Source organism: Bradyrhizobium sp. URHA0013 (genome assembly GCF_000518345.1).
Taxonomy (GTDB): Bacteria; Pseudomonadota; Alphaproteobacteria; order Rhizobiales; family Xanthobacteraceae; genus Bradyrhizobium.
Genome location: NZ_JADK01000012.1, coordinates 1 through 14,172 on the forward strand (window position 1 = coordinate 1; position 14,172 = coordinate 14,172).

Consider the following 14,172-nt stretch of genomic DNA (forward strand, 5'->3'; position numbering starts at 1 on the left):
ATACGTCTCTATCAAATACACCGAGCGCCTGGCCGAAGCCGGCGTGGAGCCCTCTGTCGGGAGCGTCGGAGACTCCTATGACAATGCTCTCGCCGAAACCATCAACGGCCTCTACAAGGCCGAGGTGATCCATCGGCGCGGGCCATGGCGCAGCTTCGAGGCAGTTGAGTTCGCGACGCTGGAATGGGTCGACTGGTTCAACAACCGGCGGCTCCTGGAACCCATCGGCAACATACCGCCAGCCGAAGCCGAGCAACGCTACTACGCCATGCTGGAACAACCCGCGATGGCGGCATAACTTAAACCAAATGGCCTCCGGCAAACCCGGGGCGGTTCACAGCTGCCGTATAGTGGCCATTTGACCAATAGTGATCGCATATAGACAAGCAGAGGAGCGCCAGAAGCGCGATCAGATTCCTTGCACATTGCGGACTTCTCCAATGAGGAGACTGCTAACCGAGCAGGTGAGATCGGAATGAAAACGGATCCGGGGACCCGCGGCGGTGCGACTACGGTGATTCAGCATTCGCGAGAACCTGTAATTTTGGGTTAACTCATTTCACACCTACGCATCCCTAGGGGCCAAGGCCATCAGGGCCCCGACTTTTGCCCCTACTTCGATCGAAGCTACGGCAACAATGCAAGGGTCTGATAGGCGGCGACGGGATCCAGGATGCCGTACCCGTAGTCAGGATTGAACGCCGCACTCGGACCGCCCATGTTGCCCTGGCGAGCTGTAGATCTAAGCGTATGGAAGAGCAGCGCCGGCACCGCTTTGGCCCGCGCGATCTTTGTGCGGATCCCGTGGCGATATGCTCGCGGCCGTCGACAATGATCCACGTTCCCTTGGCAATGACCTTGCCGTGGTTGCGCCGCTCCTTTCGCCACCAAAAGCGGCCCTCTGCTTTGACGCGGCATAGTTTTCTCATTTCCTCAATATCGCGAAGCGTCGTGAAGTCCTTTGGCAATCTTCTCTACAGCCAGCCGCCCGGCCTTAGCCTCTCGGCGTAGTCCGCTCTCGGTCATACCCCCCAGCGGGAAAGCGTATGTCACCGCGTCCTTTAGCCGTAACGGCGCGTCAAGCCGATGTTGTCGTTGGCTGGAGTTGGCAATGGACTTACGGACATGAATTTCCCAGTATTAAAGGCAATATGCACCCCGACATTTTGTCAGATTTCAATCCCGTTTCCACTTTTGAGGCGGTCGGTTTGCGCGACTTATCTTTGTTGGCAGCACAAGTCAGAGCGGCACGCGGTCTCTTAGACTGGTCGCAAGCTTATTTAGCTGAAGGCTGTAACATCCACCGTGGAACGCTGGTTGATCTGGAGTCCGGCAAGCGCGAGCCTCACGAAGCAACGCTTGCGGTGCTAATGAGCTAGCTTGCCGCGGCTGGAATTGTCTTTACCGAATACGGGGTGGAACTTGTAAGTGGCCACCAAGGCCGTATGTGCCGACTGGGATCAAGCAGCGTAAAAGGACGTTATGACTTCGATCATCAGCAACTTTCCCAGACATGCCGCATCATCAAGTCGCTTCCAGCGCTTTATCCGGGTTTTTGCATCACACCCTCCCGGGGCTGGAAAGCCGCCGCCCGAGACTTTTGAGCGAGCGGCTTTTTTGCCGGATTGATAGTCACCGGTAATGGACCAGAGGTGCGTCCGGTTTCCTAAGACCCTAGGATGACTTTTTTTTAGAGTCATGTGGAAGACGATCCACCGATTCTAATTTTCAAGGAGCGCAAGCGGCCGGTGGATTACCTTGGGAGCCTTCCGAAGATGTCAGGCTTGCCGGCCGTGTATACCTATCGCTGTCTGCCCTCCTTGAGGGTCGACACGATCGTCATCGGTTGAGACCTGCGCCGAGGAAAAAGGAAAGACGTCGCTAGAACCGAGCCTACGATGTCTTTGAACTCCGATCGTTCGCGGCCTTCAGTGCCGCGTCGATCGTGGTAAGCTTGGCGGCAGACACTCTCGATACTCTGGTGATCAGCCACATGCTGCTAGCGCAGCTAGCGCATTCGTAGAGCTTTAGCTCAACTCCTTTTGCGACCGGAAAGAGTGCCCTTAGAACTCTAGGCTGGCAGCAAATTATGCAACCGGCTTCGCCGTACATGCTATCCCCCACGAAAGCATTGCCATTTATGAAGAGGCCAGAATCGAGCACTGCAGGCAATGGCGTGCGGCAATTAATCCGGCTGCGTGCTCACCGCGCAACACTACGCAGGTTGTCCTAGCGGGCGGAGTTCCCGATTAGCGCTTCCCCCGCACTAGCAACGTCCAGACGGGCGACGCGCCGTCCCAGCATCGCAGCCGGCCATAAAAGCGCACCCGCACCCCGGCCTCCCGCAGCCGCTCGACAACGAGATGCAGCGCGATCACGTCGCCCTCTGCTAGCTCCACACACCGGCGCTCCCGAGACCACACCGCGCCCGGGAAGCGAAACAAGTTGTGCTTCAGCCATCGCCCGCCGCGCTCTGACAGTGGTTGAAGGTCTACTTGCGCGCCGTCCCGAGGCCGTAGCCCGACATCAGGCCGGCGAAGCCAGTTCGCTATCCATCCCATCTGCTCTGCCCCCCAAGCATCACGGCTTGCACGAAGCGGAGTTGATTTGTCAATTTTCGAAAATCTCGCAAATCCCAAGGTTGGGTGTTTGTCTGTGGCGCAACGCGCCATCACCCGGAACGGCCCTGTCGTCTATGCGTGTATGGCGGCGAGCCGGTTCTCGTGAGTGCAAGTATGTCGTGCGTAAAATCCCTGCTTGAAAAGCTCTCGCTCGACGAGTTGCAGCGTTTCGAACGCGCCGTGCGGGCTCCCATAGAAAAGAAGATGCGAGAAGAAAGAAAGCCGCACGAACTAAGGGGCGGCTTTTAACAAAGACACCGGCGCAGCTTCGATCGTTGCTTGGCAAGATACCCTACCGAAGCGCGAAAAGAATCCGGTTCGTCAATTCGTCGTCGAATGTGCATTCCAAGTCCGGCTTGCCACGCGGGCGAACAGCTAACCGCGAGGTGTGGTTCAAGATCGACTACATGAACCAAGCGCTTACCGGCGGGTCCGAAGATCCCACCGATACCAAAAAAACTAAGCGCATCATGACCGTCGGCCTAGCACAAGATTGGTAAGCCCCTTCGGGGGCGTTTCCTTTAGGCCGCCAACGGATTGATCAGTTGCTGAGTGGCAAGCTTCATTTGGCGCTCAGCGTTGATTGACAGTCTCTCCAGCAGCTCGGCCTCGGTGAGCCAAAACAGCTCGTCCTCACCGACCATTTTGGCACGCTGCTTACAGAAGGCGGACATAGATCTAAAATACTGTTTCGTTTCCATACAAGCCTCCCAGCTCCCTCAGCTAATAGCAAAGGTTGTGCCGGTTTTCTGTCAGCCAGTTCAAGGCGTCCATACCTCAATGCACACACAGGAACCGGCGAAGCCGACATCATCGTTGGAAAAATCGGGTTTTCAGCATCCTATAGAAGCAAACTTTATAGTTTTTATGACAGAGGTTGTGCCCCCGAGGCCATGGTACGATTGAGCAGGAAGTCCCCCATTAAGAGCCTGCCCCCCATATTGCATGCGGGCGCCAGTCCCGTGTCCTACGACTAACTGCGCGCCGTCATCACGCCCTGTCCCACCGACAGCCACGTGCCCGTTCCACATCATCAAATCGTGGAGCTGGTTAGATACACGCTGGGTTTCTTCGGACACGAGATCATCCAGGAAGACCACGCCTTGATGTCAGATGGCATGCGGTACTTTGGGTTGATGTCTTTGCGTAGCTGCTGACCTATCAGGCTTCACCGCTGAGTGATGCCATGGCCGACCAAGCCATCATGCAGATGTACCGCAAGGACGTCATCGGCGTGCAGGCCATCGGCCGTGTCCTAAAAGCCTACGAAGAACCGCCACACGATTGGGGTTCGAAGACTGCTTGGCGATTGGAGTACCCCAGAGTCCCTACACTTTTGGGGCCCCCACCCATGGTTGTCGTCCGCCGCTGTAGCTACTCTGCGGTAGTTGCTCGGACTGGATAGGCGTAGTGACGCCGTTTGCGCGCACGTAACTATCTGTAAGTATTAAGCATGTAAGCTAACGCCTTTGCGCGGCCCTGCTGATTGTACAAATGGGATTGTCATGACCTCAGACCATGATGACGAACTGGCTGCTTTGGCGCGAGAGATCGCAGACAAGTCGAAATATGTTCACGATCGAACGGTTCTAATCGCAGTTCTTGAGCACGACGGACATGACGTGTCCGACTATAGGAAAGAGTTGGCCAATGAGCGCTCGCAGCTGGCAACCCGGATCGCGAGGCAGTTCAGGTTGCTTGAGATAACGTCGGTCAGTGAAGGAGACGACCCGGCCTCTTTATCTCAGGAATAACAATGTCCAACCGCCGCAAGATCGAGCGTTCGGATGTCGACTTGGTCGCCTACATTTTTGGAGACGGCGGCAGCCAACGTTGTCGCGTGTTCAACCTCTCGGAGGACGGAGCTGGCATCGAGTTACCGACAAAGCTGCACACCCGTGAGAAGTTTAAGTTGATGCTGGAGAGAGACCGTATCATCAGAGATTGCCGTCTCATTTGGTCTAGTGATGTTCGCATCGGCGTCGTGTTCAGAACCGATTAGTCAAGGCTGGTACGTACTGGGAAGCGGCGCGCGTCCTGTCGGCAGCCCGTTCGAAACCGGACAGGACGAGCAACCGCTGCAAGCAGAGCTACTTAGACATGCTCGCTCTTGCTTGCCTTTGGAGCCGCTCGGTTTCTTCGGTCTGGGCTCGGTTCGACTCCTCAATGGTCGGCCAGCGCACTGGGCGCCTCTGCTCTCGCTCGCCATACCTGGCGGCAGCCTGCGCCTTTAACGTAAGCAATGTTCTCAGGCCACGCGCCAGCGTTCTGGGGTAGCGAGATAGGCCCAGGGTAGCAGTTCGTCGATCTGGCTATTCGGGTGATCGTTGACGATGCGGGTGATGACGTGGGCGAGATAGGCGTGGGGTTCGACGCCGATGAGCTTGCAGGTTTCGATCAGTGAGGCGATGACGGCCCAGTGTTCGCCGCCGCCGTCCGAGCCTGCGAACAGGGCGTTCTTGCGGTTGAGCGCGATTGGGCGGATAGCGCGCTCGACGACGTTGGAATCGATCTCAATGCGGCCGCCGGCAATGAAGCGCGTCAGCCCGTCCCAACGCGACAGCGCATATCGGATGGCCTCCGCGAGTTTGGTCTTTTGGCTAATCAGACCAAGCTTGGCGCGCAGCCAGGGTTCGAACTCGTCGGCGATCGGCCGGCTCTTCTCTTGGCGGACGGCGCGACGCTCGTCGGCGGTGCGGCCGCGGATCTGGGCTTCGATGACGTAGAGCCCGGCGATACGTTCGAGCGCCTCGCTGGCGATCGGTGCGGGACCGGCCGCGGCGAGTTCGTAGAAGCGCCGGCGCACATGTGACCAGCAGAACGCCAGTTCTACGTCACCGCGCTCGGCCAGGACCCGATAGCCGGCATAGCCGTCGCCTGGAGGATGCCGGCAAAACCCGCGAGGTGGACGATCGGCCGTTCGGCCTTGCGATCGGGAGCGTAGACATAGGCGACGGCGGGCGGGTCCGTGCCGCCCCAGGGCCGGTCGTCGCGGGCATAAGCCCAGAGCTGGCCGGTCTTGGTGCGGCCGCGTCCGGGATCGAGCACGGGGGCGGTGGTCTCGTCGGCAAATAGTTTTGTCGACTGCTTCAGCTTCGCGAGCAGTCGCTCATGCACCGGCCGCAACAGGAAGGCTGCCCGCCCGACCGAATCGGCCAAGGTCGAGCGATCCAGTTCGAGGCCCTGGCGGGCGTAAATTTGAGCCTGCCGATACAGCGGCAGATGGTCGGCATATTTGGCGACGAGTACCTGCGCCACGGTGGCTTCGGTCGGTAGCCCGCCCTCGATCAGCCGCGCTGGCGCCGGTGCCTGCACCATGGTCTCGCAGGCCCGGCAGGCATACTTCGGCCGCCTTACGACTAGGACCCGGAACTGGGCCGGCACGATATCCAATCGTTCGCTCACATCCTCGCCGATCCGGTGCAGCGCCTGCTGACAGCACGGGCAGGCGTCATCGTCGAGGTCAATCAGCATCTCGACCCGCGGCAGATGCGCCGGCAGCGCTCCTCTGTTCCTGCGGCGCCGTGCGGCTCGGCTCGATCGCTCGGCAGCATTGGCTGCATCGGTCGCGGCATCACTGCTCGCCTCGACCTGCTCGACCTCCTCCAGGCCGAGCAGCAACTGGTCCTCCGGCAGCGTCTCGGCCCGGCGGCCGAAGCGATGACGCTGCAACTCCTTGATGATCTGCTCGAGCCGCGCGGCGCGCGCCCGTTCGGCCAGCAGCATCGTCTTGAGCGTGCCGGGATCGTCCGGAAGCGTGTCGGCCGTCGTCGCCATGATGCGATTACACCATGCGTCGCGGCATCTCGCGAGCGCGACATGCATACTGATTCACTGTGCCGCAGTTCAACTCGCCTGGATCGGCGACGGTGTCTCGCGCGCGGTGTGGACGCGCTTCCAGTCCAGTCCTTCGAGCAAGGCTGACAGCTGCGCCGCGGTCAGGCGAATGGCGCCGTCCTGCACGTTGGGCCAGCAGAACGAACCGGTCTCAAGCCGCTTGGCGAACAGGCACACACCCGTGCCGTCCCAATAGATCAGCTTCACCCGGTCGGCGCGCTTGGCGCGGAACACATACACGGCGCCGGAGAACGGATCGGCCTGCATGCTCTCACGCACCAGGGCCGCGAGCCCTTCGGCACCCTTGCGGAAGTCGACCGGCCTGGTCGCCACCATCACCCGCACCGCGCCCGTCGGACCGATCACGTGCAGGTCTTCAGCGCATGGATCACGGCCGCAATCGTCGCGGCATCCGCGCCGCGGCCGACCCGGAGCGCGACGCCGTTGATCTCAATCTCGATGATGCCGCTGTTCTCGGCCCCCTCGGGCGCCTTCCGGAGGCGTCGGCACTGCCGCGGTGAGCGCTCCGGCGGCGTGCATGATGGGGTAACGACAGCGGGCACGAACGTCTGCGGCTCGGGAGCCACAGGGATCGCAACCGGCTGTCGCATTTGCCGGCGCCACGTAAACAGCTGTTGCGGCGAGAATCCGTGCCGCCGCGCGACCTCCGATACCACGGCTCCCGGGGCCAGCGTCTCCTCGACGAACCGCGCCTTGTCGTCGGCCGAGAACTGCCGGCGTCGGCCGCTCTCCGTGATGACCTCGACCCGGCGAACCGAGGTCCTGGGCTCAAGCATATGGTCAAGCTTAGACACAAGCCGATCTCCAATCAGAGATCGATCATGCCTCGCTCGACGCCTTCAATGGAAGGTGGGACCGAAACAGCGCTTACCCTTTAACGACCGGGCATTTCTAATGGTGGCCTGCCGGCAACGGCGCCCGTATCGCATGCACGACTCCCGCCATCCGCCGGGCCTCTCGCCGACGTGAGCCGCAGTACCCCGAACAGCGCCTCGGCCGTGCGCAGACAGAAGGCGGTGCCGTTTCGCGCAAAAGCGGCTCGTGGTCTCCTCGCTGAGCCCAATAGAGCGGCGCAACGATCGAGGCAGCGAGTTCCAACGTCGGTTTTCCGACGCTTCGTGAGTTCGCCTTTGGCCTGTCCTCCGTGATCACGTCACCGAGCCTTCCGCTATAAAGTCGTGCGGACTGCTAAGAAGCCGATGACGGCGGACAATATCTGCAAAGCGCTTCTTGCCGGGAAGTCACCAGAGCCTACGCGCCAGCAGGCGAATAGGGTTCAAGCCGCAATCCTCGCGGCGCTGCGGAAGCGCTAGGTCGCCTAGGGGATCGACGTCGTTCAATTTACAAGTTTTGTGAGGCGATGGTGGCCCAATGCTCGTTACTACCGTCCGATCTCACGCGCCACCAATGTTTGATCCTCGGCATCCCCGGACCGAAACCTGGACGTTTGATGCTGTACGGGCAGCACCCAGCTGTTCGCCAGCCTCGACAAAATAACGCATGGCGCCACCACCGCGCGGCGCGACTCTCTCAAATACCAATGAAAAGTCGGATCGGCGGTACAGATTCTCCAATGCCAAAACGTAAAGGTTTTTGGACCGTGTCGGGGTCAACGTAAGTTCCGAACAGGTGATCCCAGATTGGAAATAGCGCGGCTAAATTGCTGTTATAATGGTCCGGATTATCACTGTGATGAATATGATGGTAACGAGGCGTTACGATGAACCACTCAAGCCATCGGTTGCCCCACCATCGGTTGAAGTGCATGAAATCATTCTGCGCAGTGTTCTTTAGGATAATAGCCCAAAAAATCCACCACGGGGAGAACGCGAGAAACGCTCCAGCCGCGATGTATGGTAGATTGACCAACGTCACCTGCGTGACCGAAGCGCGGACGCCGGCTAACCAATACATGTATGTAGGCGCGTGATGCCACTTGTGAGTACGCCAGAAGTGACGTGTGTGCATGAGTCTGTGCACCCAGTAATGTCCAAGATCGCCGATCAGGAGGTAGAGCACGATGCGGATCGCCAGCGGCAATTCCATGACTAAGCGCGGGAGCTCTGGCTCATACGCAATCCAGCGATTTAAAAAATTTGAAATCGGAAAAACACCGAAACCAATCACGAAAGTAACGAGTATATCTTTCGGCAGCACCTCGCGATAAACCAAAACATGAGCTGGGTTGCGTTTCTCCAATAACGTCAACACGACCAGCCTAAACGCAAACAGTGCTAAGGCGACCAAAACTACTTTCGGGAAAAATACACGGACTATGTCCCAGAAAACCATCGCCACACCTTAAAGCAATAATCAAAACAATAATGTTGGATGATAGCCAGCCTTAGTGAGGATGACAACTAAGGAGATTCGTCGGCGCAAGTGCAGATTCCCCGTTAAGAAAAGAAGCTAAGGCTGGCAGGCAGCAGAGTTTCTAATTGAGCCTGCGCGCTTATCGCATCGTCGGATAATGCCCCGTGGGGCCTCATCACCTGCAGACGTTATGCAATGGCCGTCGCGAGTTCTACTGGTCTATTTCTGCGGAACGAAGGCTTGGTCTCGCAGGATGGATATTTTCCATGGCGACTGCTACTGGTCGACTACGCTGAGTTGACTTCCGCATTCTACGGCATCAAATTCTCAGTCGCCCATGCAATCCACGGCGGTTTCAGCTTCATTTATATTGCACTTAGATCGTCTTCACCCGGAATTTTTTGAAAATGCGGGCCGCGGCAGTCCCCCTGCTGCGGCCTTCCTCTCGGCAGCCGCAGATTTACTTCCTTGCCAAAGCGATTCGGGAATCTTCGAATTCTTAGGCGCAAAACTCGCACGTTGGTACGGCGAAGTTCGGCCTCGAGCTCAGTGATATGACCTCAAGGCGCAGTCTCCGCAGATAATCCATGGCCTTTTTGATTTCGTGACCCCCACCGCGGCCATCACTGAACCGCCAGATCCATGAAACGGTTGCGAGACCCAAACGGGCGACCTGCTAACCTTGCTTAGTTAGATTAATCCAAAGGCTAAGTTGCTTCGGGCGGTTCGTTCTCGCACAATCAAATATCCGAGGCTGGCCCTAAGTTCATTTCAGAGATTTCCCGACAGGCCTCGCCATTGTTTTGCGACCTGTTTTGAACCGTTGCGAGGACATCGATGAGCACTTCAGCTCAGACGCGCAGTGATTGCCAATTGACGACTATGGAAGCGATCAAAGAACGCCTGGCGATATGCAGTGTCGCCTTGAAAGTGCTCTCGCTAAGACTAAGACGGAGCGCGAGCAGTTGCATGAGAAATTCGAGGCCGGAATTAGCTTAGTGGCAGCGCGCCACGGCTCCGCCGCAACCCGATCTCTCTGAATATGTGAGCGTCGGCAGCACGAACATCGCGGCGGGCGGCAGCGCCACCATCGACGCCTATGCCATCAACATTGGTAGCGATACTTCGGGTGCCTCGACAGCGAAAATGCACTTTTTCAACCGGCGCCACCATCACGACGTCCGCTACCGTTGCCCCAGCGGCGACCCATCAAAGGGCGTGGCGCTGCCTCAGCGCCCATTAATGGCGTTGAGCGGCGTCCGGCAAGTCGGTGTGTAAGTCCGCCATCGCGGTCGATGTCATTCTGTATCTGCCCGGTCCGTCATCTATGCGAGTGGCGAAGCGAACTGCTTTGGGGGCTTGAACGCCAGCGTTTCATTCCGCCAAGCAAAGTGTCATTCCTGCTTACCTATCAGGCAACGGCGGAGCCAACTAAGGTGCATTAGAGAAAAGCCGTTGCAAGACACATTAACATGTGTGGTTTCCTGCCGATTGGAATTGTCGCACCCTGCCATTTATCTAAGTGTCAGGATCTTTAAATAATGATTGCACATGGCCTTCATGGCCTCGCCTCCAACAACGCCGATGTGACAGTAATCGGAGCCGGCCCCGCTGGTATTACTCTGGCGCTTGAGTGTGCCCGGATCGGGAAATCGGTACTCTTGCTCGAAAGTGGAGCGAAGGGTGGATCCAGAGACGCGCAACAACTCTCTGGCGCGCAGATCATTGATGTAAACAGCCACTACGAGATGGCGGTTTGCGTTTCTAGACGCTTTGGTGGTGCATCCAATCTTTGGGGGGCGAGGTGTCAACCACTCGACCCAATCGACTTCTCAGCACGACCGGGGTTGACCGAAGCGAAGTGGCCTATCGCATTCGAGGAGCTCCTCCCATTTTATGCAGCTGCCTGTAGTTACGCTTCGTGTGGCGAGCCGGCTTTCACCGCTGCCGCAATGCATGACGCGCTTCACGACCGCGCGCAGGTCGATACTCATCGTCTTGAGAGATTTTCCAATAGACCAAAATTTCAAAGAGCTCACAAGACGTCGCTGTCATCTCCACGCATTGACGTTCGCCTCAATGCGACGGTGATCGGGTTCGCTCTTCGGGAAAACGGGGCAATAGGCGAAATCGTCGTGTCCAGATCTGGTCGCGAACGCATCACCATCCCGGTCAGGGAGGTCGTGATAGCCTGCGGTGGTCTTGAGAGCACCAGGCTGTTGCTAACGATCCAGCGCGAACACCCCGAGATCTTTGGTGGCACAGGCGGACCACTTGGTCGCTATTATATGGCTCATTTGGTTGGAGACATCGCGAACATCACCTTTGCAAGTGACAACCATGTCGATGCATTTGGCTTTCTTCTTGATGGCAATGGTTCATATGTGCGTCGGCGCATGATCCTTTCAGACGAAGTTCAGCGGGAGAACAAGTTACTCAATTGTGCGTTTTGGCCGATCGTGATGCCCGTCTCGGATGCTTCACACGGCTCCGGCATTTCGTCGCTCGCTTATCTAACGGTGGCTCTCGGGCCGCTCGCCAGGAGGGTACTACCCGAAGCAATCCGAATGCGTCACCTGAGGCCAGACGTGGCTTGGACGCGGCATCTCGAAAACGCGATGCGAGATCTGCCACGCATCGCTGCCTTTCTGCCAAAGTTCGCTTACCAAAGATACGTTGCGACGGCTCGTCTTCCGGGATTGTTTGTAAAGAACCGAATGCGGCGTTATGGTCTGGCGTACCACCAAGAGCAACTTTCGGACCGCTCCAGTCGCGTGTGGCTAAACCGCGACACCGACAGACTCGGAGTTCCGAGATTGTCTGTGTGCCTGAAATTTGATCGCAGAAATGCGGAAAGTCTTGTTCGATCTCACCGACTTTTGCAAAAGTGGCTTGATCGAACAAGCGTCGGTACACTCCACTATCGCTATCCCAACGAGGAGTTAGAGGATACTGTGCTCGCCAGGGCGCGCCATGGGACACATCAGATCGGCACAGCAAGGATGGGGCTGGACCGAAGAGATGCCGTCGTAGATCGCTCCCTCCGTACCTTTGACGTCCCGAATTTACACGTCTTGAGCTCGGCCGTGATGCCCACATCTGGCCAAGCGGGTCCGACGCTAACAATCATCGCGCTTGCCGTGAAGCTTGCGCGAGATCTGGGTCAGACCTTGACCGCATAGCCAGCATCATCGTCGCCTTTTGAAGAGTCGCATCCCAGTCCTGCTCTTGTGACGTAGAGCTCGGACGTTTTAACGGAAGCGACGAAGCTCTGTTCCACCCTCGGCTGCCGCAACTTCTAAACGCAGATTTCGAAGCATCTCCATCGTTGTGCCGACTTCTCCTTTTGATAGTTGCCCGGGTCGCGACAGCAATGGCGGCTTCATGGATAATTCTCGAGTAGACATAGCGTGCCATCAGAGCTGGGTACCACAGCATAGGTTACAGAACATCTGAACTATGGGGACCCCGTGCCGATGCCGCAGTTGTCTCCAATATCGCAAAAGGTCCTACGTCCAAACCGCCTTCAATCTTTGGACGACCTTTAGCCTCGCGAGTTCTGCAACCGGCCGACTACCCGCCGCAGTGAGCCAGTCTACCGTCTGGCCGGGGTTGCTGGCGCAAGGCCCATCTCGTCTCAGCGACATACCGCCGCGCGGCGTAAGCTGCCACCTCTGTGTTGTTAGGGAGGCGAAGTAATAGCTGCCAAGCTGCCACCACGCAGCGGTCGCTAAGCCATTTCTCAGCAGGCGATTCCGCTTCGGGTCAAAATGCGAAGTGGCGGCGATCTCTTGGCTCGTCAGTATATTTCTTGGATGTGGACGTTGATCGCCACGGTCTCAGGTCGGCAACGGATCCCAAGCGGAATTGGCGATGTCGTGCAAGGAGCCGCCAACCTGGCGGCCCTTTGAAGGATAACTGTCTCTGGCCATGTCCGGTCTCAAAGATTGACTGACAAGGCGCCGCCACCGCGCGCGGGTTGAACGGCGTTGAGTATAAGCTCTAGTCCAGTTGCGGCTCCAGGCGGATGAGGCGTCGATCCCCGCACCAAAGTTCTACGGGGTGCTCGTCCACCATCGCAGCGGCCCTTTCCTTTGCTTCGACCTCCGTCGCGCAGTCGACTAGATCCAAACTTAAGGCATCGCCAAGCTCGTCGAGCACGTAAATCTGATAGATCATCATGATCCCTCGCTCACCGAAGGCCCGGTGATACGTCAATCAATCTAACATAAGCTCGGGATTGCCAAGTTTTTCCCGGCGTCTGTCAGATTCTTGTTGGCAGAAGCGAATCATCTTGCCATGCTGCTGTAACCGGGCTGGCACATTCATCTCTCATCTATTTACACTGGGGTTCTGTAGCAACGGCAAGGCTGCAGCAGGCATTTCAGTACAAGTTGTTTGGGGTCAGCACATCGAACTCCCAGGCCGCCTTTCAGTGGCCTCTTCGTTGAGCACTCAATTCTGCGGGGACATTGCAATGGCCAAACCAGCCGTTTCCCGTGATGCTTTTCGTGGATTATTAGCATTCTACGCGGCGAAAGCTCATCACGACCATAAAACCAAAGGCGAAGAATCCCTTTTGAGGTTGTTCGGTCTGCGGAATACATTCCTGACAGCCTTCTGCAGAAATGGTCCGAAACAGCTGATCTACTCGGTCCGGAAACGGTTGGAAGTGTAGTGGAGCCGCGCGCTCGTGAACTCGCGAGCGGCGGCGCTCGGTACGACAATGCGAGTGATTTTCTCCAGGCGCTCCTGCGAGACCTCGGGCGAAAAGTGCAGTAATCAGTTTCCGCGCTCATCTTGCGCGCTTATGATCAACCTTGACTTCGTAGAGCATCTTCTGCCCCTCACGCAGGCGCCTTAGCCCGGCGCATCGGGCTATTGACCTCTCGATTCGACCCACGCCTTCCCTCTAGGTCGGGGGGTGCGTGGCGCCTCACTCTTTGAGGAGAGCGACCAGGCTGCCGGTGAAAGTGATTCCGATACGGAGCCGCCAATAACATTTGGAAAAGTTTTCCTGGTGGCCCGGTAACGAGCTGCAGCCCTGCTGCACTCGGTGCCCATCAACAAAGGGGTGCCCGAGCGGTCAATGATGCACCATCGCCAGGCACGACCGCGCCGATGCATCGACATATCAAAGAGGAAAAATGGCCAGCTTTCATCCGTAGCACCTTCAAATGCGCACTTGGAAATGGACAGGATACATTAGAAATTTGACGGGAGAACTTTCGGACGGTGGTAGAGTTCCACCACAGAGTCAGATATTAGTTGAAGCTTAAAACGTTTAGCGCTAAGCGACGAGCGCCGGTGGCTACCCATAGAGAGTGCGACCGAAAATATTTGCGTGACGAAAACTGGGATGTTTTTTCCTTCTTGCCCC

At 57.5% G+C, this 14,172-nt stretch carries 11 protein-coding genes and 1 pseudogene; 6 read left to right on the top strand and 6 right to left on the bottom strand.

Annotation, left to right across the window (positions count from 1 at the left end):
• The 3 genes from N551_RS0117655 to N551_RS39690 all read left to right on the top strand — a co-directional run.
• On the top strand, positions 1 to 298 hold a 298-nt coding region (locus N551_RS0117655; RefSeq protein WP_035961526.1), incomplete at its 5' end, for an integrase core domain-containing protein.
• 748 nt (positions 299 to 1,046) lie between these two features.
• Positions 1,047 to 1,379, top strand: coding sequence for a helix-turn-helix domain-containing protein (locus tag N551_RS37090; RefSeq protein WP_081747868.1), 333 nt, complete (start codon positions 1,047 to 1,049; stop codon positions 1,377 to 1,379).
• Positions 1,380 to 3,007: 1,628 nt separating this feature from the next.
• Positions 3,008 to 3,121, top strand: coding sequence for a DUF3768 domain-containing protein (locus N551_RS39690; RefSeq protein ID WP_371180068.1), 114 nt, complete (start codon positions 3,008 to 3,010; stop codon positions 3,119 to 3,121).
• 21 nt (positions 3,122 to 3,142) lie between these two features.
• On the opposite strand, the gene N551_RS0117670 is transcribed toward N551_RS39690, so the two are convergent.
• Positions 3,143 to 3,322 carry a hypothetical protein gene (locus N551_RS0117670; RefSeq protein WP_027568046.1) on the bottom strand — a complete coding sequence of 60 codons (180 nt, stop codon included), beginning with the start codon at positions 3,320 to 3,322 and terminating at the stop codon, positions 3,143 to 3,145.
• A gap of 804 nt (positions 3,323 to 4,126) precedes the next feature.
• Between N551_RS0117670 and N551_RS0117680 the strand changes: the two genes are divergently transcribed.
• Both N551_RS0117680 and N551_RS0117685 read left to right on the top strand, forming a co-directional pair.
• Positions 4,127 to 4,375: a hypothetical protein gene (locus N551_RS0117680; RefSeq protein ID WP_027568047.1), complete on the top strand. Its 249-nt coding sequence runs from the start codon at positions 4,127 to 4,129 to the stop codon at positions 4,373 to 4,375.
• Between the two features lie 2 nt (positions 4,376 to 4,377).
• Positions 4,378 to 4,623 carry a PilZ domain-containing protein gene (locus N551_RS0117685; RefSeq protein WP_027568048.1) on the top strand — a complete coding sequence of 82 codons (246 nt, stop codon included), beginning with the start codon at positions 4,378 to 4,380 and terminating at the stop codon, positions 4,621 to 4,623.
• Between the two features lie 246 nt (positions 4,624 to 4,869).
• On the opposite strand, the pseudogene N551_RS35720 reads toward N551_RS0117685, so the two are convergent.
• From N551_RS35720 to N551_RS0117705, 4 genes and pseudogenes are all read right to left on the bottom strand, one after another.
• Positions 4,870 to 6,398 (bottom strand): annotated as a pseudogene (locus N551_RS35720) (IS66 family transposase).
• Positions 6,399 to 6,467: 69 nt separating this feature from the next.
• Positions 6,468 to 6,824 (bottom strand): IS66 family insertion sequence element accessory protein TnpB, encoded by a 357-nt coding sequence (tnpB, locus tag N551_RS0117695; protein ID WP_027568049.1) that lies wholly within the window; start codon positions 6,822 to 6,824, stop codon positions 6,468 to 6,470.
• A complete protein-coding gene (locus N551_RS0117700) occupies positions 6,821 to 7,273 on the bottom strand; it encodes a transposase (protein ID WP_027568050.1) in 453 nt (150 codons plus the stop codon). Before N551_RS0117700 ends, tnpB begins: the two co-directional genes overlap by 4 nt.
• A 736-nt stretch (positions 7,274 to 8,009) precedes the next feature.
• Positions 8,010 to 8,771, bottom strand: coding sequence for a sterol desaturase family protein (locus N551_RS0117705; protein WP_027568051.1), 762 nt, complete (start codon positions 8,769 to 8,771; stop codon positions 8,010 to 8,012).
• Between the two features lie 1,562 nt (positions 8,772 to 10,333).
• Here N551_RS0117705 and N551_RS37095 point away from each other — a divergent pair.
• On the top strand, positions 10,334 to 11,974 hold the full coding sequence (locus N551_RS37095; RefSeq protein ID WP_081747869.1) for an FAD-dependent oxidoreductase: 1,641 nt from the start codon (positions 10,334 to 10,336) through the stop codon (positions 11,972 to 11,974).
• 820 nt (positions 11,975 to 12,794) lie between these two features.
• Here the strand turns inward: N551_RS37095 and N551_RS35725 are convergent.
• Positions 12,795 to 12,974 (bottom strand): hypothetical protein, encoded by a 180-nt coding sequence (locus N551_RS35725; RefSeq protein WP_155809772.1) that lies wholly within the window; start codon positions 12,972 to 12,974, stop codon positions 12,795 to 12,797.
• Positions 12,975 to 14,172: the final 1,198 nt, after the last annotated feature.